Origin of the sequence: Actinophytocola sp., assembly GCF_036002505.1 — a bacterium.
In the GTDB taxonomy this organism is placed as follows: domain Bacteria; phylum Actinomycetota; class Actinomycetes; order Mycobacteriales; family Pseudonocardiaceae; genus DASYTH01.
Window position 1 is genome coordinate 37683 of sequence record NZ_DASYTH010000021.1, and the last position, 19547, is coordinate 57229.

Genomic DNA, 19547 nt, shown 5'->3' on the forward strand with positions numbered 1-19547 from the left:
GGAGTTTCCGTCACGGAGCGCTAGCCGGCGCTGATGCCGGGGACCACGACGGCGCGGAGTTGAAGGGTGGTGTGGTCGCAGTACCAGATACGGCTGCCGTCCCAGGTGAGGCCGGTGGGGTTGCCGGCGACGTGGTAGCAGGCGACTTCGCGGCGGGCGGTGATGTCGACGAGGTTGATGGTGCCGCCCTGGTAGTCGGCGTAGACGAGGTAGTTGTCGGAGGCGGTGACACCGGCCGGGCGATGGCGGACCGGGAAGGTGTCGAGCAGCGTCAGGTTGTCGGCCGTGCGCAGGTCGACGAGCCGGAGATCTTCGTAGCCGAACCAGACGCCGTGCCGGGTGGCCTCGAGGCCGCAGAGGATGTTGCCCGGCCGGGGGTTCGGCAGCTCGGTGAGGGTCTCGCCGGTGCCGGGGTCGATCACCCGAAGGGCCCGGGCGTCCCCCGCGACCTGCACCAGGCTGCCGCCCATGGTGGTCAGGTCGGTGCGCACGCCGGGACAGGAGATCCGCCCGGCGACCTCGCCGGTGACCGGGTCGACCGCGATGATCTGGTTCAGCACCCCCTCGGAGAACCACAGCGACTCCCCCGACCAGGTCAGCCCGCACAGTTTCAACGCCCGCACCGGAATGTCGCGAACCGTGCCCACGGAGAACGGCATGATCTACCTCCGAACGATTCCGCAGTCCAGCCGCCAGTCGGTGGCGACGCGCGCGGCACGCGACTCGCGGGGGCGGTGGACGGTCACCCGGATCTCATCGCCCGGGGCCAGCGCGGTGTGCCGCACCGGCCAGATCCAGACCGCCCAGTTGCAGCCCGGATAGGACGGGAAGTTCGACAGCGTGATGCCCTCGGCGAGCTCGGCCGTGAAGTACCCCATGATCGCGTGCACCTCACCGGGGCGGGCGACGTCGAGCCGCACCGTGCCGGCGAGCGGCACGGGTTCGCTCAGCAGCACGGGCTCCCGCTGGAAGAAATGCAGCTGGGCACGCGGTTCGGCGTATTCCTGGACGGCGTCCAGGCGGTAGCCGTGGAAGTCGCGACCCCAGATACCCCAGCCCTCGCCGTCGAACTGGATCGCGGCGAGCGTGGTCGTCAACCCGCGGGGCACGACCACGCCGCCGGGACGGAGATTGCGCCGCGCCACCGCGCCCAGCACGGCCATCATGTCCTCTTCCGGGCCGAGGTTTCCCATCATCTCCGCGACGACGACGTCCGCCTTGCGCGGCAGGCGAACCACGCGCGCATCGCCCTGAATGAGCGTGACCCTGTCCTTGACATCGTTGTCCGCGATGATCCGCTCCGCGACGGCCGCCATCTCCGGATCGGCCTCGATCGCGTACACGTGCCCGGCGCCGCGCTCGAGCGCCAGCATGGACAGGGCCAGCGTGCCGGCGCCGACATCGACCACAATGGACCCCGGCCCGACGGTCCGCTCGAGCGCGCCACCATAAGCCCGCATTCGTGACCGGTCGGCGAGCATCATCTGGTGCATGAGCAGCAGCGCCTGGTCCATGTGAGCTCCCAGCGAGGTGGGCTGAATGACTCATTCAGTGCGGTTGTGTGCACTGAATGAGTCATTCGTGGCGGTCGGCTACACGTTGACCGCGGCGTGTTCGCCGACGAAGGCGTCGCGCATCATCAGGTCGATGCCGGTCAGCCTTGCCCGGACCTCGTCGCCGGTGGTGACCAGCGCGGTGTCGGTGCCGTTCATGTGCAGCTCGGTGCCCGTGGCCTCCATCGTGGTCAGCTTGCCGAACACGTGCACCGGGTTCGTGGCGTACAGCGTCGCCTCCGGGGTGACCAGCTCGAACTCGGTGTCGACATGCAGCTCACTCGGGTAGCGAACCCGGCTCAGGCTGTCCTCGCTGCCCTCGCCGAGCGTGCCGCCGGATGGACGTGGCCAGCTGACCCGGAGCATCACCCGGCCGCCGAGCTCGGCGCAGTGGCCGGTGACCGCGATGCGGGAGATCTGGGCGAGCACGCCGACACCCTCGTCGTGCTTTTCGGGGCCGAACAGCAGGATCTCGGTGCCGGCCGCCCGTTTGTAGTCGCCGGCCAGCTCCACCCGCACGGCCTTGCCGCCGACCTCCAGTTCGGCCTGGCCCTCGAGCGAGACCTGCATGATCATCGACGGGTCGACGAGCATGGACATGCAGGGACCCGCGCTGGGCATGAAGAACATGCTCGGGGTGATGCCGACCGGCTCGTTGTCCTCGTTGGCCGGGTACCAGGCCTCGGGCAACGTGGTGCCCTTGGCCACGTTCGGGGCCGGCACCACGTCGAACGGTCCGTCGCCCCGCGGCTTGCCCAGGTACGGCCCGGTCAGCGGCTCCTTGAACGGCGGCACGTGGTCCACGACCCCGTAAATGTCGATCACGTTGCGGTGCGCCAGCCGCAGCGTGCTGGACTCCAGGATGCCGAAGCGGCGGATGTAGAACTCGGCGGGGAAGTTCTTGCCGGGCACGATCTGCCGCACGTGGCCGGTGTTGGGCAGGAACGGGTTGGACAGCACCTGAATGCGGTCGTCCAGCTCGTAGCTGAAGCCCTTGATCCCGACCTCGGGCGCGCTGATCAGCTCGGTCTCGAACTCGGCGTAGCCCTTCTCGTCCACCCGGTGCTCGAATCCCGGCATCGGCCACTTGTTCAGCTGGACGAATCCGGACAGGTTGATCGTTTCCTTTCGCCCGGCGTAGTAGTCCTCGCCGAAGGCAACCGTGGCGGCCGCGAGAATGTGCGGGCGGATCGGCTTCGGCTCCAGGTTCAACGACTCGTACGTTTCCTTCAAAGAACTCAATCCAGACACCTCCAGCGTCTGCACATCCGTGCAGGTGAACCCCGTCCATCGCACGGCGGAATCGGGCTGCGCGGGTGGCATGCCCAACCGTAACGCTATATGTTTTTTAATCGACTAGTCAACGGGGCAGGCCGGGGCCGCGAAGGAATTCACCCGGTTGTCGCACCCCGGCGTACGCTCAAACGGCGGCGGCCACGGCGCGCAGCAGGAGGGCCTTGCTGGTCAGGTCTATCCGACCGTTCGCGGTGCGGTGCGGCAGAACCGCCTCGGCGACGGCCGCCCAGGTCGCCGGGTCGTTCTCGTCGCCGTACCGTTCGCGGATCATCATCTTGAGCTCGGGTGGGCTGACCACCTTGTTGAACTCGGCGTACCGTTCCGGCGAGTCGAGCACGAACGGCACCGAGAACGGTGTCACCTCGACGTCCACGAAGCCGCCCGCGGCCACCTCCGCGCCGACCGCACCGGCGTCGGCCATGCTGAACGGACCCGGCGCGCCAGGCGGTGCGGCCGGCAGGTCCAGCCGGGAGCTGAGCACCTGGAAACCGAGAGACAGCATCGGCGCCTCCTCGGGCGGACCCCATACCGCGGCGGTCAGCACGCCACCGGGCACGAGCACTCGGGCCAGCGACCGGAACGCGGCGACGTGGTCGGCCGCGAACATCAACCCCCACCGGCTGATCACGACGTCGAACGAGGCCGGCGGAAGCCCGATCGACTCGAGGTCGCCGACCAGGAACTCGACGTTGGCCAGGCCTCCGGCCCGGGTCCGGGCGACCGCGATCATGTCGGGGGCGAGGTCGATCCCGACCACCCGACCGGTGGGGCCGACGACCCCCGCGGCGGTCAGCGCCGGCTCCCCGATCCCGGTTGCGACATCCAGCACCGCGTGGCCCGGTCGTACGCCGCCCAGCTCGAGCAGCCGCGCGGTGACCGGTCCCCCTCCCCGCTCGAACTCCTCCTGGCACAGCGACCAGCCGGCGCTGATCGCGTTCCAGGTGGCGGCCTGCACCTGCTTGTACCGGACCGCGTCGAACCCCGGGGCCATCAGGCCGCGCCCCGTCGAACCGTGAACAGGTTTCGGAACTCGTCCAGGTAGTGCCGCGGAAACTCGAACACCTTCTGCTCCGGATATTGGCCGGCAGGACACTTCGGACCGAAGAAGAACCAGCAGATCTGCGCGATCTGCTCGGTGAACAGCACGGGATGGACCTCGTCCGGATACATCCTCATGTGGACGAAGGAAGCCTTGAACTCACCCCGCGGCGCGAAGCTGCCCCCCGACATGACGTGGCCGAAGATGTCGTGCACGGCACGGAAGATGTCATTGTGGCTGAACTCCACGCCACTGGCCACGATGCCCGACGGCGCCAGCATCGGATGACGTCGGCGGGCCGGTCCCGGCCCGTGCCCGGCGCTGGTCAGGTACACGTGCAGCACCCCGGTCGACCGGACGGATCCGCGTAGCTCGGCGGACCCCGGATAGGGCTGTCCCGGCGAAAGCCACGGTTCGACCGCGATGCCAGCGTCCAGAACTACTTGGTACTGCTGGAGATTCTCCTGCTTGAACCGGTCATAGAGCCGGGTGAGCCGGGCGTCGCAGCCGAACAGCGGGGCCTGGTCGAAACACGCCGCCACCCGGCGGCAGTACTCCTCGTCCCAGCGAAGCCCGGATGCGATGACCGAGGCGATCGATTCCACGGCCCGCTGCGGAAACCGACGGTCGACGTAGGCCTGCGCGAGCCTGGTCAGGTCACCATTCATCGAGATCACCCTCTACGATGACAGTCTATTACAGTAGTCACAATGTCCCTGTCCTGGCCATCCCGCGACGTGACAACGTGTAGCCAGTGCGCTCCTGGGCTTTGACCCATGTGGTCGATTGCTTACTACGTCCGAGCTCACTATAACTTTCAGTACTGTCATTGGCACCGCCAGTCGGGTCACCCGAGGGGGCCACGTTGCGATTCGTTTCGCCGCGCCAGCGGTTCACCAGGTCCGTAAGCCTCATCACGACCGCGGCCACCACCGCCGCCCTGCTGACCGCGGCGAACCAGCCCGCGACAGCGCAGATCCAACTGTCGACATCCAGCGTGACCGGTTCGGACGGAAAGGTGTACAGCGTCACCAACCACCTCAAGGTCGGTGATCTCGAAGCCGGCCACCACCCCCGGCGCCCGCATGAGTACCTGCTGGCCTGGACGGGAGACAGCGAGCCGAGGGCCGACGGCACCCAGGAGCCGGACTTCCTGGCGATCATCGACGTCAGCCGGGGTCTCCCGACCTACGGCAAGGTGGTCAACACCGCGACGCTGAGCCCGCTGACCGGCAACGAACCGCACCACATGCAGTACACCTGGCAACGAGGCCAGAAGCTGTACGCGGGCGGACTGCTCGGTGACACCATCTTCGTCTTCGACATCGGCCAGCTGCCCGAGGTCACGCTGAGCGGCGTCGCCCTGCCGACCGACACACCCTGCGGCTCGGCGCCCGACGCCTTCTCGGTGCTGCGTGACGGCACCGCGTACGGCACCATGCTCGGCGGCCCGAACGTCTCGGGGCCGTGCACCTACAGCAACGGTGAGACCCGATCCGGCAACGGGTTCGCCGGTACGCCCGGGGAGGTCGTCCACATCGGGACAGATGGCCGCATCCTGGCCGAGGTGGCCGCCGCCTCGGCGACCGGCGAGGATCCCGCTCTCTGCCACAGCATTCCCGCGCTGCCGGTACCGACGTGCGCCAACCCGCATGGCATCGCCGTGCGGGAGGACCTGAATGCGATGCTCACCAGCGATTTCGTCGAGGTGCGCAATCTGGTGGGCGGGCACGGGCTGCCGGATCCATTCCTGGCCAGGAACACGATCCGGTCCTACGACATCAGCGATCGCGCCCGGCCACGGCTGCGCACGGTGATGCGGCTGGCCGTGGGGCCGCGCAACGGGCCGGTGGCCAGCCAGGAGAACCTGCTCGTGATGGAGACCGCGGTGACCCACCAGGCGCGGCACCGGGGTGCGTTCGCCTCCACCGCGAACGGCGCGGTGTACTACACCCCCGATTTCACCGCCGCACAGCCGGTGTGGCGCGAGATCCTCGACGATGCCACCGCGTTCACGTTCCTGTATCCGGTCAACCCGCCGACCAGTGACAGCGACGGGGGAGGCTGGCTCCAGGTAAGCCCGGACGACCGGTTTCTGTTTCACACCGTGATGTACGGCGGCGTCAGCTCACCGGCGCACCAGGACTCCGGAATGGTCTACGCGCTCGACATCAGCCGGTTGCTGGCCGCCGGCACACATACCTCGTGCGAGATCGACAGCAGCGCCGAGATCACCGCCGGCGGCGCCGAGCCCGACTGTCCGGTCGTCCGCGGCGCGGTGCCGATCGTCGACCCGACCTCCGGTGGCGCGCACTGGGGTGCCATGGACAACTTCGCGGCCGGCTCGAGCGGCTACTTCCACGAGACCGACCGAATCCGGCGCCTGGCCGTCTCCAACTACTTCGTCGCGGTCGCCGGCTTCGACGGTGATCACCGGATCTGCCTGGTGAACGTGGGCCCGGCCGGTCGGCTGTCCCTGGACACCTCCTTCCGCGACGAGGTGACCAGGCGGCCGTGCCTCGACTTCGACCGGGCCGGTTGGCCGCACGGCGACACCGGAGCGGCGCGACCGCACGGCGTGGTGTTCGCCGTCGCCGAAGCGGACCTGCGCTGACCACAGGCGTCGTCGCCGCGGGACCGGCCGGGCATGGCCATGTGCCGGCGGCGAGCCTCGACCTGAGCGCGGTCGCCTGGTACGTCGTCCTGGGATCCGTGCTCGGCGTCGCGGCCTTCGTCCTGCTGCGCCCGTTCATCGCGGCACCCGGCCGGCGGGGCGAGGTGCTGGCGGTGGTGCTGGCCGCGACCGCCGGCGCCGGCGACTGGCTGCTCGCCGGCGCGGCCGGCGCCGCGCCGCCCGGATGGGTTCCGCTGGCCGGCTCCGCCGCGTTCGGTGTGGTGCTGTGGCAGTTGGTCCAGCCGTCCGGCCGACTCGCGGGTGCGCTCCGCCGGGCCGCGCCCGGGCTGGCCCTTGCCGGCGCGACGCTGAGCGGGGCGGCCGCCGCTGTGCTCTGGTTCGGTGACACCGAAGCCGCCAGCCTCCCGCTGGCGCACGGCGCCCTGCTAATCGCCTGCGCGGCATCGGCCTGGTTCGTGCTGTGCCACCCGACCCGCCTGGTCGCGGTGCTGGCGATCCGGGGTACCGCCGCCGTGCTGGCGATCTCGACGCTCGCCCTGCTCGCGGAGCTGGTGAGCGCCGGCCCGGTGCCCGGGGTTCCGCTACTGGGCTCGGTCGCTCTCGGCGACGGCAGCACCCGGATTCTCGTGGTCCCGCACCGACCCGGCTGGAACCTCGTCCAGGTGGAAGGCGACGACGACGCCGTGGGAACCGGCCCGGACACGCTGGCGACGGCGACGACCCGGCCCGGCGCGGCGGGCGCGTGGGCACCGGTATGGCTGCCGCCGGGACGCGGCCAGCTCTGGATCCGCCGGAAGGGCAGCCTCGCCACCCTCGCGGTGAACACCGGGCACCGCCCGGCGAGCCTGGACCTGAGCGGACCCGACGGGCCGGAATGCGCAAGCGCCGCGCTCGGTGGGCTCATCGCCGGCTCCAGGCAACCATTGCTCGCCTGCCCGTCCGATCGCCTCACCGCCGAGGAATCCGTCGCCCTGCGCGGCCTCGTCGGCTTTGTCGCCGCTCGGGGAGTGTCCCGGGTGACGCTGGTGACCGACTCGTCCCGGCGATCGGCGAGCGCGGCGGAGGTCGTTCGCCAGGCGGCTGCGACCGGTGGGCTGACCCTGCTCACTCCGGAGCATCCGGCGGGTCCGGTGCTCATCGTGTCCGGTTGGGCGGCGGCCGCCGGCGCCCTGCGCCGCGTCGCCACCGGTGCGCTGCCGGCGTACGGCGGTAGTTATCTCGCGCCCTGGCTGCTGGCCGGGCAGCTGCTCGAGATACCGGCGGCACAGCTGCTTCCGTTGCGTTACTCACCGGCGACCGATGCCGAGCCGGCTCGCTACGCCGCCACCCTGGCGGCCCGGTTCCCGCCGGCCGGGCCGACCGCGTCGGGTTACGCCGCCTGGCTCGCCGCCGGGAAGACCACCGCGTCCGCACCGTACCGGCTGTTCGCCAGTTCGACGGTGAACCCGTGGCTCACCGCGGCACCACGGCACGACCACGGTGGGCAGCGGTGGCTACCGGCGGGCGCCATCGCGCCGGTGAGCGGACCGCTGCCCGGACAGCGGCCGTGACACCCGGTGGCGCGGCCCCGGCGGTTCAGCGGCTCGACGTCACCAGCGGTACGAGGCGCTGCTCGATCAGCTCTCGCCAAGCCTGTTCGTGCTCGGTGGCGGTCTTCTCGTCCAGGAAACCGGCGTGGGTCAACCGGAGGTTCGTCCGGTCATCCGTACCCGAGAGCTCGATGGTGACCACCGTCTCGACTCCCCCGGTGCCCGCCTGGTTCATCCAGGTGAACTCGAGCAGGTGCGGCGGATCGACCCGCAGGAAACGCCCGTAATGCGGGTGGTCCCGCCCATCATGGTAGGACTGGAAGAAGTACACCGAGTTGACCGCGGGCTCCATCAGGATGGCGCCGGGCTCCGCGAACCACCGGTCGAATTTCTCCGTCCATCCGCGGTACACCTCGTCGGGGGGCGCGGAAATTGTTTCCTCAACGGTCGCCCGGAACGGCCGGCCGGACAGATCAGGTGGGCAGATCACCGATGTCATGAACTATCTCCCTGCAGTGGAGGTCGTCGTGTTCCGTACCCTATCCGGCGGCTCGAGCCAGAGGTTCGCGGCATCGAGCCAGCGGTCGACCTGCGGCAGCGGAAGGGCGTTGCGGACCCGCCCGCTGGTCATGTGCGGAATTGTCGGCTCACACGCCAGAATGGGTACGATCGCGACATCCTCCAGCACCTGCTTGTCGACGGCGTGCCAGAGGAGCTCCGCACGCGCCATGTCCTGCTCGGAAAGCGCCTGGAGAATGAGCTCGTCCACCATGGGGTTGCGGTAGTTTCCGTAGTTGCTCGTGCCCACGGCGAAGTTTGACTGAAACATCGGCTGGACATAGGCACGCCCGTTGTTGCCGAACCAGTCGGGGGTCCACGCCGGCGCGGTGACATCCCATTCCCCGGCGATCGCGTTGGCCGGGTTCTGCAGGACGCGGTAATACTCGTCCGCGGAGCCGGCGAACACGAGCTCGACGTCGATCCCGACCGCGGCCAGGTCCTCCGCGTAGGACTTCGCGATCGAGTCGTGCGGCGCGTCCGCACGGTAGAGCGCGCGCAGGGTCAGCCCGCCGGCGTAGCCCGCCTCGGCCAGCAGGGCCCGGCTCCGGTCCCGGTCACCGCGATCGCCCGGCGTCGGGTACCGGTCGTACTCCCGGTGACCGAAGTTCCCTCGCGGAATAACGGTGTGGGCGGTCTCGGTCACCGTACCCACGTTCATCTCGTCGAGGAACCGGACCATCGCGGCCTTGTCGATCGCGTAGGCGATCGCCCGCCGGACCGCGACGCTGCGCAGCGCACCGCGCTCGTTGGGACTGCTCATGTTGAACACGAGATACGGGTTCAGCGCGTAGCCGAGGTGGCGGTCGGCATCCAGTACCTTCCGGTCCCGGCGGATCACCGGAGCCCCCCAGGACAGGTCCGCCTGCCCACTCTCGATGGCCTGGCGCACCTGGTCGTCACTCACCCGTGCCATCCGCACCGCCATGCCGTCGACGTACTGGTGCCGGATCGGATCGGTGCTCTGCCGCCAGGCGGGATTGCGCTCCATCGCCAGGAACACGCCGGGTTGGTAGCCGGTCAGCCGGTACGGCCCGTTGGACCGGATGTCGCGGATCAGTTCCGGGCTGTCCGGGACGAACACGTCATACTCGGCGGGTGCCGCCGAGGCGAAGATCATGGACAGAATGTTCAGCATGTCGTTCGCCGGCCTGATCAGCTCGATGACCAGTGTTTTGTCACCGTCCGCCCGCAGACCGGAGATGGTGTGTGAATTCTGGAATTCCGCCAGATCGCGCGCCGCCGGAGTGACCCCGGCGAACGCATCGCGGTAACCCGCGGAGAACTCAGCCATCCCTTTGATGGTGCTGGTGTAGTAGGTGACCGCGCCGGCGCCGGCAACCGGGTTGCACATACGCTTGAACCCGCGAACGAAATCCATTGCGGTCACCTCGCGCGCGGGTGTGGTGTCCCAGCGCACTCCGGAACGGAGCCGAATGGTGTAGCGGCGTCCATCTCGGCTCAGGCCCCCGTTGTCGATGGTGGGAATCTCCGCGGCGACGTCCGGGACGGGTGTGAGCGCGGACTCGTCGAGCGCGGTCGGATAGCTGAACAGCTGCCGCGTGAACAATCGAAGTATCTGGTGCGAGAAAGCGTAGTAGGCACAGGCCGGATCGACATGATCCAGGCCTCCTGGCCCGTAGTACCGGAGGGTGCCACCGTATCGTGGTTCAGCCACCGCCATGGTTCTCGACCTCCCGTGCCGCTCGGGCCGGAGCTTCCACCTCTTGCTATTATAATGCATAGTGATTCACCGTCCCGGTGGACCACCGCCACGGGAGGGCGAGATGGACGACCGGCAATCCGCGCACTTCCTCTTCGCCGAGGCGATGGGCTACACCTGTTCGGCTGCTCTGCGTGCCGTGGCGGCGCTCGGTGTGGCCGACCACCTGGACCGGCCACGCACGGCCGCGGAGCTGGCCGAGGCGACCGGCTCCCGGACGGACGCGTTGCACCGGACGCTGCGGCTGCTGGCCACGCGCGGAGTGTTCCACGAGGACGGTGCGGGACGCTTCCACCTGACCGCGAAGGGCAGTGCGCTCCGGGCCGACTCCCCGTTTCCGGCCCGGGCCGGAATCCTCATGTTCACCGACACCATGTTCTGGACCCTGACCCACCAGCTGCCGGTGAGCGCCCGGCAGCCGGATCCGTCGTTCGAGCGGCTGTTCGGCGAGCCGCTCGCCGAGTACTTCGCCCGGAACGCGGACACGGAAGCCCTCTTCTATGACGGCATGGAACAGGTCTCCGACGCCGAGAACCCGCTCGTGGCCGAGCGCATCAGGTTTCCCGCGTCCGGCACCGTGGCCGACATCGGTGGCCGCCACGGGGGCCTGTTGAGCGTCGTGCTGCAGCGGAACCCGGGACTGCACGGCGTGCTCTTCGACAACGAGGAGCGGGCGCTCGACGCGCACCGGCTCGACGCCGACACGCTGGCCGGCCGCTGGAAGACGGTCCATGGTGACTTCTTCCAGGAGGTTCCGGGCGCCGACATCTACCTGCTCAAACGCATCATCCACAACTGGGACGACGAGCAGTGCGTGCGGATTCTGCGGAACTGCCGCCGGGCCATGACGCCAGGCGGCCGGGTGGTGGTCATCGACGCGATCATCCCGCCGGGAAACGATCCGCATCAGAGCAAGGCGATGGATCTCATGATGCTCTCCGCCCTCACCGGCCGGGAACGGACCGAGGCGGAGCTCGCCACGCTGTTCGAGGCGTCCGGGCTGCGGCTGGTCCAGGTCGTACCCACCGACTCGGTCATGTCGGTGGCCGAAGGCGTCATGACCGACGGAATCGAAGGCAACGGCTGAGCCCACCGCTATCCGGCCACCGGGCGGCCCCCGGGGGCGTCATGCGCGGCGGAGGGAACCGCCCTCACCAGCGGTACCAGCAGGATCGCGGCCACCACGACGATGGCCCCCACCAGGGTGGCGAACCGGAAACCCGTCATGAACGCGGCATGTGCCGCGCTGGTGATGGCCGGGACGGCGGAGTCGGGGGTCCCCGGCGGCACCGGTACCACGCCCTGCGCGATGACCGTCCTGGCTTCGGCCACCCGATCGGCGGTCGGCCCGGTGACCCCGGCCGACCCGAGCAGCCCCGGCAACGCGCTGTTGACTCGCGCGGAGATCAGCGATCCGAGGGTCGCGATACCGAAGACCGCCCCGACGAACTGGGCCGTCTGTGTGATCCCGGACGTGATGCCGGTGAGCTCCCTGGGCGCGTAGGCGATCACGGCCTGCGTCGCGGTGGGGGCCACGAGCCCACTGCCGAGTCCCAGTGCCAGCACGAACGGCCACACGGCGGCGTAGGACGCACCGATCACGAGCCGGGACAGCCCGAACATGGACACACCCAGGAACAGCAGACCCACGGCGACCGCGAACCGGGGCCCGAACCTCTGGTTCAACGCGCCACCCAGCGGTGCGCCCACCGCGAACGAGACCGGAACCAGGATGAGGCCCAGGCCCGCCTCCAGCGGAGTCGCGCTGCGTATTTCCTGCATGTACAACGCCACATAGAAATAGGTGGCGTACATCAGCCCGCCGGCGATGAACAGGATGACGGTTCCGGCCGCGACCGTCGGAATGGCGAACAGTCTCGGTGGTATCAGCGGCCCGCTCGTGGATCGTTCGCGCAGGACGAACAGCGCCCCGGAGACCACCGCCGCGCCGAATCCGATGAGCGGGTACGCGCCACCCCACCCGTAAGCCGGCACCTCGATGACGCCCCAGACCAGTCCAAGCAGGAACACGGTCAGCAGCGCGATCCCCGGGACATCGAACGGCCGCGCGGCGCCTTCGGCTTTCAGGCGCGGGACCAGCACCGACACCAGCACGAACGAGGCGGCGCCGATGAAGACGTTGAGAAAGAAGGCCCACTGCCAGCCCGCGTACTCGACGACGACTCCGCCGAGCACCGGACCGGCGGCGGCGAACAGCGCGAACGATCCGGTGAACGTCCCGATCGCCATTTTGACCTTGTCCGGCGGGAAGACGAAGCTCACCAGCGCCAGGCCGGTCGGCATCAGCACCGAACCGCAGGCGCCTTGCAGCACCCGCCACAGGATGAGCAGCTCGATGTTGGTGGACAGGCCGACCAGGACAGAGCTGACCGAGAACCCGGCCAACCCCATGAGAAAGATCCGCTTGTGGCCGAACCGGTCGCCCAGCTTGCCCGCCGTGATCAGGAAGACCGCGGTCGCGAGCAGGTAGCCGTTGGCCACCCACTGCAGCTCCGGAAGGCTGGTCTGCAGGTCCGCGGCGATCGACGGGTTGGCGACGGAGACGACGGTCGCGTCGAACGCGTCCATCGCCACCCCGAGCGCCAGCGCGACCAGGATGAACCACGAACGCCCGATCCGTGCGTCCCCAGTGGACGGAGAGCGGCCCGCAGGCTGTTCCGGTGCCGCGCTCTGGTCCGGTTCCGTAGCCATCTCGATGCTCCTTTGAAAGGAGTGGCCGCAGCGGCGTTTCGAGGCTTACTCACCCAAGGTTACGCAACCAGCAAGTTACCCGTCAAGGCGCGCCCAATCCGGCAGCCGCACGTCGTAACCATGTTGGCGTCTCACGTCGCCGTGTTGGCGCGCCACGTCGCCGTGTTGGCCTCTGGCGTGGGTGTGTTGGCCGGTGACGACGCCGCCGGACACCGCTGACGGCAAACCCCGACGCACACCCGGCCAACACGACGACGCCACAAGCCAACACGGCGACGCCACACGCCAACATGGGCTGGGGGCAACACACCGAACATCACCCGGCGGGTGCGGTGGCGCGCGGCAGGGGGAAGGTTTCGCCGGTCTCCAGGAGGGTCTTGAGGTTGGCGAGAATGGGCGGCCACCCTTGGCGGACGCTCTCCGACATCTGGGTGCGACCGTCGAAGTCGTCGTGGGTCACGGTGAGCTTCACCACCGAGCCCACCGGCTCGATCTCGAAAGTGATCTTCGAGATCTTCTCTTTCCGCAACTCGGCGAAGGTCTCCTCGGTCCAGCCGAACAGCTCGGCATTCTGCCAGCGGTAGTTCCCCCAGCGGTAGGACAGCCGCCGGTACGGCTCGGACTCCAACACCTTCATGTCGCCATGGTCGTGGAACTCCTCGCCGGCAGCCCACTGCACCAGGACCGGCGACCCGACCGTCCACTCCGACCGAACCCCGACGCCCCAGTACTGCCGGGTGAACTCGGATTCGGTCAGGGCCCGCCACAATTGTTCCGGCGTGGTCCGGACGTAGGTCACGTAGACGAAATCGAACGTGCTCATCGACTTGTCCTCCAGCGCCTGCTTCAGGTTGGCGAGCGCGCTGACCCGCTGGCGGTTGTACCGGCCGATCCAACGTTCGGCGATGGCGTTGATGGGGGCGACGTTGAGGTAGTGCAACTTCTCGCGGCCCCGCCGCACCGTGGCCACGAGCCCGGCCTCGGCGAGGACGTCCAGGTGTTTGGTGACCGCCTGCCTGGTCATGTCCAGGTCCGCGCACAGCTCCCACAGGCTCTGGCCGTTGCGCGCGTTCAGGGCGTCGAGCAGCTGGCGTCGGCTGGGGTCGGCAAGTGCCTTGAAGACCGCGTCCGCCTCCCTCATCCGGACAGCCTATCATCAGGCAACTCCGCGGCTGCATGAGAACGCCGGCGACGATGGGACGGCCACTACCCAAAGGGTGAAAACTAGATTAAATAATCTATGGTAATCTGGCCCGAGCCGAGCGCCCACTCACCAAGGAGTGCCCGTGACGCAGAGCGCGACGTCCAGCGACAGGATCGGCCAGGCTCCCGGAGTGCCGCCACCCGAGCGGCTGCGCGAGGCATCCTGGGGAACCATCCGGAAGCTGTTCGCCCTGGAGCCCGGCTCCATCCATCTGAACACCGGCACGATCGGCGCCATGCCCCACGCGGTGCTGGACACCAACGACCGGGTGACCCGTGAGTGGAACGGCTCGATGCGGGACGTGTATCCCCCCGGTATGTACACCGAGCACCGCGCGGCGATCGGCCGGTCCTTCGGCGTCGACGAAGACGAGATGGTCATCTGCCACAACGCGACGGAAGGCGTCGCGCGCATCATCCACGGCCTCGACCTCCATGACGGCGACGAGGTCGTCACGACCACCCACGAGTGCTACTCCGTACTGTCCAACTTCAACCTCGTGCGCAACCGGCACGGCCTCACCATCAGGACGATCACGTTGCCGACCGGCTACCACGTGCGGGCCGGCGACATCCTCGAGCTCTTCGAGCGGGCCATCACCCCGCGCACCAAGGTGCTCGCCTTCGCGGCGATCACGTTGTTCACCGGCACGAGGCTGCCCCTGCGCCGGCTCTGCGAGCTGGCGCAGCGGCACGGCCTGATCACCATCGTCGACGGCGCACTGCTGCCCGGGATGCTCAACTGCAACCTGCGCGCCACCGGCGTCGACTTCCTCTCCGGCTCGGGTTCGAAGTTCCAGTGCGGACCGCTCGGCACCGGGTTGATCTACCTTCGCAACAAGATCTTCCCCGAGTACAACTCCTTGCCACTGCCCACGTTCTGGCCGGTCATCTCGACGTGGTACCCCATGATCGGCAGCACGCCGCCGCGCACCCGCACCGGCGTGGCGAGCTACAACATCGGCGACTACGTGCAGAGCGCGGGCAGTGCCAGCATCGCCCGGGGTGCCGCCCTGGCCAAGGCCTGCGAGTTGTGGGACCTCATCGGCCGCGATCGCATCGAGCGCCGCATCATGAATCTGGCCGAGTACGCGCGGCAGCGCCTGGTCGAGGCGTTCGGCGAGAGTGCGCTGTTCTCGCCGGGCAGCGATCCCGCACTGCGCTCGCCCTTGATCGCGTTCAACCCGTTCCGGGACGCGGCGGATGCCTGGAACATCAAGAAGTACATGGCCTTCGTCGACCGGCTGGAGAGCGAGCACCGCATCTGGACCCGGTGGACCGAGTTCGACGTCCCCGGGTCGCCACACCAACATTTCGCCGCGCGCGTCTGCACGCACATCTTCAACACGTTCGACGAGATCGATCACGCGGTCAAGGTCATGGTCCGCCTGGCCGCCGACATGTCGTGACCAGGTACCCGCGACAAGGATCCCGCGAATGAACACGAGCGAAGCGCGCACCGGTGGGCGGCTGCGGCTCTACGGGCCCGGCGACGTGGACCACCTGGACCCGGCCGCCTCGTACCGGGGCTCGGCCGGACCGGTGATCACGCTGTTCGCCCGCCAGCTCTTCACCTATCCGCCCGAGACGAACCTCAGCAACTGGCAGGCGATTGATCCGATACCCGATCTCGCCGCCGGCATTCCGTCCACCTACAACGCCGGGCTCGGGGCAAGCCACCGGTGTTACATCGTGCACCTGCGGCCGGGTGTGTTCTGGGATACGACACCACCGCGAGAGGTCACCGCGGACGACGTCGCACGTGGCATCAAGCGGCTCTGCGCCCCCATCCTCCGATCCGCGGCCCTGCCCTACTTCACCAGCACGATCCGGGGAATGGAGCAGTTCCGCGCGGACTATGCGGCGACGAACCCGCGCACCGCCGCCGACCACGCCGCTTTCCAGAACTCCCACGACATTGCGGGCCTGCTCGTCATCGACGACAAGACCGTGGTGTTCGAGCTGACCCGGCCGGCTCTCGACTTCGTGAACATCCTCGCCCTGCTCTGCGCTTCACCGGCCCCGGTCGAGTACGACTCGATCGTCCCGGGCAGCGCGGAGTTCCCGCACCAGGTCCGGTCGAACGGCCCGTACCGACCGGTTCACTGGGTGCCCGGAAAGGAACTGCGCCTGGCCCGGAACCCCGTGTGGCGGCAGGAAACCGATCCCAGCCGGCAGCAGGTTCCGGACACGATCGAAATCATCAGGGGCGAGGTGAGCGTGGACCGCACGGTCCACACGATCGCCGACGGTTCCGCGGACCTACCCTGGGGGCTCGTCCTCGCCGAGCGCCAGGGCGGCCCGCCCGGGCCACCCGACCACGGTCTCGGCTATGCGCTGAATCCCTATCTGGTCTTCAACCTCCACGGATCGCGGGCCGGTGCCGCGGTGCACCAGCCCCAGGTTCGCCAGGCGATCTCCTACACGATCGACAAAGCGGCCATCGCCGAGATCTTCGCCGGGCTGGGGGCCGTGACCCGAATCGCGGGTTCGATCATTCCCCCCGGCAACAGCGCGCACCAGGACATCGATCCGTACGCGACGCCGGGTGGCCGTGGTGACCCGGAGAAAGGCAGGGCCCTCCTGGTTCAGGCGGGATATCCGGACGGCCTCACGCTCACCGCGGTGTATCCCGAAACGGACCTGCACACCGGCATCGCCCGGTCGTATGCCGCCGACCTGGGAAAGACGGGCCTCACGGTGCGCCTGGTCGCGCTCGACCCCGACGACTACGGCGAGCTGCTTCGGGACCCGCGCCGGGTGCGGGCGCAGGACTGGGATATCTGTACCGCGGCATGGTCGCCGGACTGGTTCCACGGCAACGGCAGGGTCTTCCTCCAGCCCATGTTCTCCTCCGGTAGCAGCGGAAACTACGGCAGCTATCGCGATCCGGTGGTCGACGAGCTGATTTCCCAGGCGCTCGCCTCGGTCGAGGAGCCGGCGCGGGCGGACGCCGCGTGGCGGCAAGCCGAGGACCGGATACTGGCCGACGCCGCGATCGTGCCGATTCTGTTCCAGACACCGGCACTCCCCCCGCTACGGGGCCGGCGGGTGCACGGTGCCGCGGTCATGCCGACGTTGGACTACGCCTTCGACCTGTCGTCGCTGCGGCTGGGCTGAGCCGATCCGGGCCGGCGTAGCTCCTCCTCGAGCATCGAGGGCAGCAGCGGCTCGTCCAGCAGCACCCGGTATCTGTCGATGATCGGCTGCTCCGGTGGGCGGGCCGCCAGCCATTCGCCGACCAGCCTGGCCCCCTCGACATAGGTGACCGAGTAGGCCCGCCATACCGGGTCGAGCAGGAACCGCACCATGTGCTCGGCGCGATCTGCCGGCAGCAGGAGCCATCGCTCGAGGTAGCGCACCACCTCATCGGCGTCAGCCCCGCGGTCGTGGAGCAGGATGGCCGCGTCCTGCCGGGCCGGCATCAACTGACGCACGAGGTTCACCATGCGCTCCACAAGCTCGCCGTCGGAGTACACGTCGTGCTCGGCGAGCAGTTCGGCGGTCCAGCCACCCCACCCGTCACCCAGCAGCGCGGTGGCTCCGTGTTCGGCCGTTCCCTCCGCCACCAGGCACTGCGGCGTGTTGACCAGCGCGATGGCGTGCTCGGTGTGGCCTCGCCCGTTCACCAGCCCGGCTTCCTTGCGGCAGCGCTCGGTGTGGTGCCCGGGATAGGACTCGTGCGTGACGATCAACGGTACGGCGGCGATCGTGCGTCCGGCGCGGACGTTCAACGCCACCGCCGACCGGAAGTCACCGAGGTAGCGGTTGAACGCGTTCCAGGGCTCGTCCCGCACAATCTCGTATTCGACACGTTCCCGATCCGGAAGCCCCAGTACCGGCCGAACCTTCACCCGCAGTTCGTCGGACACCACCTGGATCGCCCGCTGGAACCGGTCGGGCGGAATGAGGTTGCGTTCGTAGAACGCCTCCACCCGCGCACGTCGGCTCCCCGATCCCGGGAGCAGCTCGGAGATCGCGGCGTGCACCTGCGCGTAACGGTCCGGATCGCCCAAACCGATGTCCACGTCGAAATACGCGTGGACCTCGTCCTGGAACGGCACCCGAATGCCGGCCAGCCGCCTGGCCGAGCACTCCAGGCCGGTGAGCTGTGCGGCGAGAAACCGCTGGCGCGGCCGGGCGATACCGGTGTCGCCCAGGGCGGACCTGAGCCCGGCCGCCCGCGCGGCGATGTCGAGCGGCAGCGGCGGGGGCTCGGCGTCCACCTCCCTGGCGAGCGTCGGGTCACCGAACCAGCAGTCGACGAATCCCTCGACAAGTTTGCCCATGCGCAACGCGAGCCGTAGGTATTCGCAAACCACCTCGTCGTCCATCGGACCCGCCATCCAGGCGGTGGCCGCCGGGCCACCCGGTGCACCGCATGACGATATTTGATGGTGTATCGATCGTCCCCGGCAGTTCCCGGGTTATGGCTACAACTGACCGGCCATCAGGTTGCCGACGGCGCCCTGGTCATCGCTCTTGTAGAACTCGGAGATCGCCTGGGCGTACTCCTCCTTGGTGACGTACCCGTCACCGTTCCGGTCGAGCTGCCTGAACAGTTCAGCGGCCTCCGCCTGGTTCAGCCCCGAGACGGTTTGGCCTGCCATCCACCGAGCGAAGGAGACCTTGCCCTCACCCTCGGCATCACCGAGCTCGAAAGCCGCCATTGCCATGGGAATCGCGACGTCGTCGACGAAGGTGGGGTCGTCGTGCGCCGCCACCCACTGATCCCTGGTGACCGCCGTGCCAGCCTTCACACTGAAGCGCTGCTGAACTTCCTGCCACATCGTGTTCGCGCTCGCGGTGATCTGCCGCCACTTGCCAGAACCCGGGGCTGCGTTGACGGTCGCGCACCACCCCTGTACCAGAGCGTCGATATCGGACTGATCAACCTTGCCGTCGTGGTCGGCGTCAAGCCGTTCGAAAAGCTTCTCAAACTTGCGCCGCTGGAGTTGCGTCGGCATTCGATCCCTCCTGAGGCCTAAAACAGATACCGAGCAGCCGCGCGGGAACCGGGCCTCCGCTCCGGGCCCGCCCGACCAACTTACTATAGAAATGTATTGCTAAATCGCGCGCGAGTAAAGGGGTTGGACCTGATCGGGATCGATAAATTCACTCCGTCGTGTGACCCGAATAGTTCGTGGTGAGCGGTCGGGCCATGAAGCCTGGTCGACGCCGCTCGCCGCGGAAGACGAAGCGGGCTTTGTCCCAGGCGCCTTCTTCGCCGTCCCAGCCTTCGACGTCGCAGATGATGATGTGACCGGGTTGCAGCTCGCCGAACAGGATCTTTTCGGAG

At 68.5% G+C, this 19547-nt stretch carries 17 protein-coding genes; 5 read left to right on the top strand and 12 right to left on the bottom strand.

Features of this window, described 5'->3' with window-relative positions; genetic code table 11:
* Window positions 1-20: 20 nt before the first annotated feature.
* The 5 genes from VGR06_RS01040 to VGR06_RS01060 form a co-directional block, all read right to left on the bottom strand.
* Window positions 21-659: a hypothetical protein gene (locus tag VGR06_RS01040; RefSeq protein WP_327556998.1), complete on the bottom strand. Its 639-nt coding sequence runs from the start codon at window positions 657-659 to the stop codon at window positions 21-23.
* A 3-nt stretch (window positions 660-662) separates the two neighbouring features.
* The gene (locus VGR06_RS01045) at window positions 663-1514 is read right to left on the bottom strand and encodes a methyltransferase domain-containing protein (RefSeq protein WP_327556999.1); all 852 of its coding nucleotides are present in this window, start codon (window positions 1512-1514) and stop codon (window positions 663-665) included.
* A 78-nt stretch (window positions 1515-1592) separates the two neighbouring features.
* The gene (locus VGR06_RS01050) at window positions 1593-2795 is read right to left on the bottom strand and encodes a DUF6004 family protein (RefSeq protein WP_327557000.1); all 1203 of its coding nucleotides are present in this window, start codon (window positions 2793-2795) and stop codon (window positions 1593-1595) included.
* A gap of 178 nt (window positions 2796-2973) precedes the next feature.
* A complete protein-coding gene (locus VGR06_RS01055) occupies window positions 2974-3840 on the bottom strand; it encodes a class I SAM-dependent methyltransferase (protein WP_327557001.1) in 867 nt (288 codons plus the stop codon).
* Window positions 3840-4556, bottom strand: a complete 717-nt coding sequence (locus VGR06_RS01060; RefSeq protein WP_327557002.1) for a crotonobetainyl-CoA--carnitine CoA-transferase — start codon at window positions 4554-4556, stop codon at window positions 3840-3842. Before VGR06_RS01060 ends, VGR06_RS01055 begins: the two co-directional genes overlap by 1 nt.
* A 197-nt stretch (window positions 4557-4753) precedes the next feature.
* On the opposite strand from VGR06_RS01060, the gene VGR06_RS01065 reads away from it, so the two are divergent.
* Together VGR06_RS01065 and VGR06_RS01070 are read left to right on the top strand one after the other, a co-directional pair.
* Window positions 4754-6502 carry a hypothetical protein gene (locus VGR06_RS01065; protein ID WP_327557003.1) on the top strand — a complete coding sequence of 583 codons (1749 nt, stop codon included), beginning with the start codon at window positions 4754-4756 and terminating at the stop codon, window positions 6500-6502.
* 41 nt (window positions 6503-6543) lie between these two features.
* Window positions 6544-8073, top strand: coding sequence for a DUF6239 family natural product biosynthesis protein (locus tag VGR06_RS01070; RefSeq protein WP_327557004.1), 1530 nt, complete (start codon window positions 6544-6546; stop codon window positions 8071-8073).
* A gap of 25 nt (window positions 8074-8098) precedes the next feature.
* Here the strand turns inward: VGR06_RS01070 and VGR06_RS01075 are convergent, their stop codons facing one another.
* Together VGR06_RS01075 and VGR06_RS01080 are read right to left on the bottom strand one after the other, a co-directional pair.
* Window positions 8099-8551: an SRPBCC domain-containing protein gene (locus tag VGR06_RS01075; protein ID WP_327557005.1), complete on the bottom strand. Its 453-nt coding sequence runs from the start codon at window positions 8549-8551 to the stop codon at window positions 8099-8101.
* Window positions 8552-8554: 3 nt separating this feature from the next.
* On the bottom strand, window positions 8555-10180 hold the full coding sequence (locus VGR06_RS01080; protein WP_327557006.1) for an ABC transporter substrate-binding protein: 1626 nt from the start codon (window positions 10178-10180) through the stop codon (window positions 8555-8557).
* A gap of 217 nt (window positions 10181-10397) precedes the next feature.
* Here VGR06_RS01080 and VGR06_RS01085 point away from each other — a divergent pair, with 217 nt between their 5' ends.
* Window positions 10398-11420 (top strand): methyltransferase, encoded by a 1023-nt coding sequence (locus VGR06_RS01085; RefSeq protein WP_327557007.1) that lies wholly within the window; start codon window positions 10398-10400, stop codon window positions 11418-11420.
* Window positions 11421-11428: 8 nt separating this feature from the next.
* On the opposite strand, the gene VGR06_RS01090 is transcribed toward VGR06_RS01085, so the two are convergent.
* Window positions 11429-13045 carry an MFS transporter gene (locus VGR06_RS01090; protein WP_327557008.1) on the bottom strand — a complete coding sequence of 539 codons (1617 nt, stop codon included), beginning with the start codon at window positions 13043-13045 and terminating at the stop codon, window positions 11429-11431.
* Between the two features lie 316 nt (window positions 13046-13361).
* Entirely contained in the window at window positions 13362-14186 is an 825-nt protein-coding gene (locus tag VGR06_RS01095; RefSeq protein WP_327557009.1) for a metalloregulator ArsR/SmtB family transcription factor, read from the bottom strand.
* A gap of 145 nt (window positions 14187-14331) precedes the next feature.
* Between VGR06_RS01095 and VGR06_RS01100 the strand changes: the two genes are divergently transcribed.
* Window positions 14332-15657: an aminotransferase class V-fold PLP-dependent enzyme gene (locus VGR06_RS01100; RefSeq protein WP_327557010.1), complete on the top strand. Its 1326-nt coding sequence runs from the start codon at window positions 14332-14334 to the stop codon at window positions 15655-15657.
* Window positions 15658-15685: 28 nt separating this feature from the next.
* Window positions 15686-17368 carry an ABC transporter substrate-binding protein gene (locus tag VGR06_RS01105; protein WP_327557011.1) on the top strand — a complete coding sequence of 561 codons (1683 nt, stop codon included), beginning with the start codon at window positions 15686-15688 and terminating at the stop codon, window positions 17366-17368.
* On the opposite strand, the gene VGR06_RS01110 is transcribed toward VGR06_RS01105, so the two are convergent.
* From VGR06_RS01110 to VGR06_RS01120, 3 genes are all read right to left on the bottom strand, one after another.
* Entirely contained in the window at window positions 17332-18582 is a 1251-nt protein-coding gene (locus VGR06_RS01110) for a DUF885 domain-containing protein (RefSeq protein WP_327557012.1), read from the bottom strand. The two genes, VGR06_RS01105 and VGR06_RS01110, sit on opposite strands and share 37 nt — an antisense overlap.
* Before the next feature lie 99 nt (window positions 18583-18681).
* A complete protein-coding gene (locus VGR06_RS01115) occupies window positions 18682-19215 on the bottom strand; it encodes an EF-hand domain-containing protein (RefSeq protein ID WP_327557013.1) in 534 nt (177 codons plus the stop codon).
* A 148-nt stretch (window positions 19216-19363) separates the two neighbouring features.
* Window positions 19364-19547 (bottom strand): hypothetical protein (locus VGR06_RS01120; protein WP_327557014.1); only part of this gene is annotated, 184 nt, incomplete at its 5' end.